2 protein-coding genes and 1 pseudogene are annotated in these 3,241 nt (G+C 33.9%); all 3 read right to left on the reverse strand.

What is annotated here, in order from left to right:
• Window positions 1-166: 166 nt before the first annotated feature.
• A complete protein-coding gene (locus tag ACH2BP_RS10735) occupies window positions 167-1,441 on the reverse strand; it encodes an NAD(P)/FAD-dependent oxidoreductase (RefSeq protein WP_395059742.1) in 1,275 nt (424 codons plus the stop codon).
• A 94-nt stretch (window positions 1,442-1,535) separates the two neighbouring features.
• Window positions 1,536-2,873: a DEAD/DEAH box helicase gene (locus tag ACH2BP_RS10740; protein ID WP_395059744.1), complete on the reverse strand. Its 1,338-nt coding sequence runs from the start codon at window positions 2,871-2,873 to the stop codon at window positions 1,536-1,538.
• A gap of 150 nt (window positions 2,874-3,023) precedes the next feature.
• Window positions 3,024-3,241: pseudogene (locus ACH2BP_RS10745) on the reverse strand (DEAD/DEAH box helicase); the annotation flags it as partial.

Below are 3,241 nucleotides of genomic sequence, written 5' to 3' on the forward strand. Positions count from 1 at the left end.
GTCGGGATTTTCGTCAAAAACTCTGCAGTTCCTATGGTAGTAATTATGACTGTGACAACACTTTTGGCATTATTGATTTTAATTCTTGGAAAAAGAAACATAAAAAAAACTATCACAACTTCTCACGATGAAGGAGTTGCAATAGTTCATTAATTATGCGTTTAATTTATTGTACTTCTGTTTTTACTTTTTTATCAGGTCTGATAATCATGCGTAAAGATTGATCTTTTGCGAAATAAGCAATCATCCAATTGAAGAATGTTTTTACCCTATTGCGATAAGTTATCAATGAAATCAGGTGAATAAATAGCCAGATAATCCAAGCAAAAAAACCTTTGAAATGCATTTTTGGTTTGGGTAAATCTACTACAGCCTTATTTTTTCCAATGATTGCCATCGATCCTTTGTCATTATATTTAAACGGTTTTAAAGGCTTGTTTTGGTTCATTAATTTAAAGTTGTTAGCTAAATTTATTCCTTGTTGAATAGCAACTTGCGCTACCTGCGGATGACCATTTGGGAAATCTGCATCTGTCAGTTGAATACAAGTATCACCTATTGCAAAGATGTTTTCAGTACCATTAACTTTATTAAAGACATCAGCAGCCATTCTTTTTCCGCGACCGTAACTTTCAGCTGGAATTCCTTCGAAAACTATTGCTGAAACTCCTGCTGCCCAAATTAAATTTTTGGTTTGAATTGTTTCTCCATTTCCAAAATATACCGTGTCATCAATATAATCTACAACCGTAGTATTTAATTTCACTACAACGCCTAATTTTGTCAGCGCTTCCAGTGTATCTTGCTGAGAAGTTTTGCTCATTGGGGACAAAACGGCATTAGCTCCATCAACCAGATAAATATTACTTGCAGTAGTACTTAATTCCGGATATTCTTTCAGCAAAATACTTTTTCGCATCTCAGCAAACATTCCCGAAACTTCAACGCCTGTTGGACCACCACCGGCAACCACAATAGTTAACAATTTTCTGCGTTCGCGAATGTCTTTGCAAATGGCTGCTTTTTCTAAGTTTTTTAGCAATGTATTGCGCATTACAATGGCATCATTCAACGTTTTCATTGGAATAGCATTTTTCTTTACATTTTCCATTCCAAAATAACTCGTTTCAGCGCCAGTAGCAAAAACCAAGTAATCGTATTCTAATTCTCCGTTATTGAGAATAATTTTATTTTCTGAAGGATTTACTTTTAGTAAGTTTCCCATACGGAATTTTAGATTTTTTTTACCGGCAAAAAACTTTCTAAAAGGGTAACTGATACTTGAAGGCTCTAAAAAAGCAGTGGCAACTTGATAAATAAGAGGAGGAAAGAAATTATAATTGTTTTTATCAACCAGTGTAACTTGAATTCCTTTTTGATTTAAAAGTTCTTTAGCAAGGTTCAATCCTGCAAATCCACCCCCAATTATTACAATCTCCATATCGTGTTATTTATAATTCAAAAAAAAACATCCATAAATATACTCTATTTATGGATGCAATTAAATATAACAAGTATTAAAAAACTTATAAAATTTAGTTCATTTTTTGTCTTTTAACTGGTTTTTCTGATGGCTCATTTTTGTTTTGCAACAAATAATTAGCCAATAATTTTTCTATCAATTCATCTTTCGTCAAATGATGAAAAACGGTTTTAATTTTATTTTTCAGCTCCACATCAACTTCGTGATTGGGTTTTGTCTTGAAAATTTGCTTTGCCCATAAAAGCGTATTATTTTCTTCGATGCTGGCAACTGTTGGTTTTTTAAATTTGGTAAATTTTATTCCAAGTTCTCTTTCGAAATCGGCAATTTCTTTTTCTTCTTCTGGTTGTAAAACTGTTAAAGAAAGTCCCTTTGCTCCTGCTCTTGCAGTTCTTCCGCTTCGGTGAACGTAAGTTTCATAAACATCCGGTAAATGGTAATTCACTACATAAGAGATTTCCTTTACGTCAATACCTCTTGCGGCAAGATCGGTCGCTACTAATATATTGATATGTCCTTCACGGAACTGCTCCATGATTCTGTCTCTAATACCTTGTGATAAACTGCCATGTAATGCTCCGGAAGAAAAGCGGTTGATTGCCAGATTTTTAGCTAATTTATTGACAGCGGCTTTTGTTTTACAAAAGATAATACCGCGTTCGCCTTCTTTTGAATTTAGAAAATGCATCAAAACATCGAGTTTCTCAATAGGATCAACTACAATATATTCGTGATCAATACCTTGATTTCCTACTGTTTCCATGTTAGCACTAACTTGTACCACATTTTTATTCAGGTAATTTTGAATTAGTTGCTTAATGGTTCCAGGCATAGTGGCTGAAAACAAAAAGGTTTTGTGAGATGCAGGTAATTCGGCAATAATTTCATCTAAACCTTCCTTTAAGATTGTAACCATTTCATCTGCTTCATCGAGCACAAGGAATTTGGTTTCTTTTAAATTAATTGCTTTGCGTTGAATCAAATCAATCAAACGTCCAGGAGTTGCTACAACAATATGTGTTGGCAATGCCAGTCTTTCTATTTGTGGTTTGATAGGGATTCCTCCGCAAGTTGCCGCAATAGAAACTTCCGGTAAGTATTTTGCGAAAGATTCTAAATTTCTAAAAATCTGTTGTCCTAATTCTCTTGTCGGTACCAAAATTACTGCTTGAATCACAGCTAAATTAGTATCGATTAATTGCAATAATGGCAATCCAAATGCCGCTGTTTTTCCAGTTCCAGTTTTGGCAAGACCAACTAAATCAGTTGTGTTTGATAATAGTAGCGGAATTGTCTTTTGCTGAATTTCTGTTGGTACAACAATATTCAAATCAGAAAGTGCATTCAATATGGGAGTAGAAATTCCTAAATCAGAGAATTGTTTTGACATTTTTTTGGATTTTATATTTTTATAAAAATAATTGTTTTGTAAACGTGATTTTTAGCCCCGATGGAAACGGTATCCTTTTGTGGTCTCGTTTTTTTACGAGACCACAAGAGATATAGTGCACAGCGGGATTAGCTCCTAGAAAAAGAAATATTAATCTTCGTCCGGTTCGTTCATGATTTTCTCACGATATTTTTTACCAGTTAACAAGATCAATTTCAATTTGTAATCGTCAACAAGCCATTCACGGTAATTTTTACTGCATTGGCTCAAACATTTAGAATAGCGTTTAATACGACAATCAATATCGTCTTCTAGCAGTTTTCCTAATGCTTTAGCTTCTTGTAAAGTCTCCGAATTGTCAACACACA

It is taken from the genome of Flavobacterium sp. (assembly GCF_043756175.1).
In the GTDB taxonomy this organism is placed as follows: Bacteria; Bacteroidota; Bacteroidia; order Flavobacteriales; family Flavobacteriaceae; genus Flavobacterium.

Coding starts and splice junctions, on each gene's coding strand:
- ACH2BP_RS10735 (WP_395059742.1), bottom strand. CDS start 1,441: ATGGAGATTGTAATAATTGGGGGTGGATTTGCAGGATTGAACCTTGCT.
- ACH2BP_RS10740 (WP_395059744.1), bottom strand. CDS start 2,873: ATGTCAAAACAATTCTCTGATTTAGGAATTTCTACTCCCATATTGAAT.